The organism is Streptomyces sp. NPDC007929 (genome assembly GCF_042959065.1).
Taxonomy (GTDB): Bacteria; Actinomycetota; Actinomycetes; order Streptomycetales; family Streptomycetaceae; genus Streptomyces.
Genome location: NZ_JBIBKD010000029.1, coordinates 1 through 1599 on the forward strand (window position 1 = coordinate 1; position 1599 = coordinate 1599).

Annotated in this window: 2 rRNA genes; both read left to right on the top strand. The window is 56.2% G+C overall.

Annotation, left to right across the window (positions count from 1 at the left end):
- Positions 1–1392: ribosomal RNA gene (locus ACFZDE_RS38630) — 23S ribosomal RNA — on the top strand; the annotation flags it as partial.
- Positions 1393–1484: 92 nt separating this feature from the next.
- Positions 1485–1599, top strand: a 5S ribosomal RNA gene (gene rrf, locus ACFZDE_RS38635); the annotation flags it as partial.

Consider the following 1599-nt stretch of genomic DNA (forward strand, 5'->3'; position numbering starts at 1 on the left):
CTGAGACCTGATGCCGAGCCGATTGTGGTGAAGTGGATGATCCTATGCTGTCGAGAAAAGCCTCTAGCGAGTTTCATGGCGGCCCGTACCCTAAACCGACTCAGGTGGTCAGGTAGAGAATACCGAGGCGTTCGGGTGAACTATGGTTAAGGAACTCGGCAAAATGCCCCCGTAACTTCGGGAGAAGGGGGGCCATTCCTGGTGATGGGCTTTACGCCTTGAGCTGGGGGTGGCCGCAGAGACCAGCGAGAAGCGACTGTTTACTAAAAACACAGGTCCGTGCGAAGCCGTAAGGCGATGTATACGGACTGACGCCTGCCCGGTGCTGGAACGTTAAGGGGACCGGTTAGCTCCATTTCGGTGGGGCGAAGCTGAGAACTTAAGCGCCAGTAAACGGCGGTGGTAACTATAACCATCCTAAGGTAGCGAAATTCCTTGTCGGGTAAGTTCCGACCTGCACGAATGGCGTAACGACTTCTCGACTGTCTCAACCATAGGCCCGGTGAAATTGCACTACGAGTAAAGATGCTCGTTTCGCGCAGCAGGACGGAAAGACCCCGGGACCTTTACTACAGTTTGATATTGGTGTTCGGTTCGGCTTGTGTAGGATAGCTGGGAGACTTTGAACTCTGGACGCCAGTTCAGGGGGAGTCGTCGTTGAAATACCAGTCTGGTCGTGCTGGATGTCTAACCTGGGTCCGTGATCCGGATCAGGGACAGTGTCTGATGGGTAGTTTAACTGGGGCGGTTGCCTCCTAAAGAGTAACGGAGGCGCCCAAAGGTTCCCTCAGCCTGGTTGGCAATCAGGTGTTGAGTGTAAGTGCACAAGGGAGCTTGACTGTGAGACCGACGGGTCGAGCAGGGACGAAAGTCGGGACTAGTGATCCGGCGGTGGCTTGTGGAAGCGCCGTCGCTCAACGGATAAAAGGTACCCCGGGGATAACAGGCTGATCTTCCCCAAGAGTCCATATCGACGGGATGGTTTGGCACCTCGATGTCGGCTCGTCGCATCCTGGGGCTGGAGTCGGTCCCAAGGGTTGGGCTGTTCGCCCATTAAAGCGGTACGCGAGCTGGGTTTAGAACGTCGTGAGACAGTTCGGTCCCTATCCGCTGTGCGCGTAGGAATATTGAGAAGGGCTGTCCCTAGTACGAGAGGACCGGGACGGACGAACCTCTGGTGTGCCAGTTGTTCTGCCAAGGGCATGGCTGGTTGGCTACGTTCGGGAGGGATAACCGCTGAAAGCATCTAAGCGGGAAGCCTGCTTCGAGATGAGTATTCCCACCTCCTTGAGAGGGTAAGGCTCCCAGTAGACGACTGGGTTGATAGGCCGGATATGGAAGCACGGTAACGTGTGGAGTTGACCGGTACTAATAGGCCGAGGGCTTGTCCTCAGTTGCTCGCGTCCACTGTGTTGGTTCTGAAACCACGAACAGCCCCACGTTGCCACAGCGTGGTGCGGCATGGTTCGACAGTTTCATAGTGTTTCGGTGGTTATAGCGTAGGGGAAACGCCCGGTTACATTCCGAACCCGGAAGCTAAGCCTTACAGCGCCGATGGTACTGCAGGGGGGACCCTGTGGGAGAGTAGGACGCCGCCGA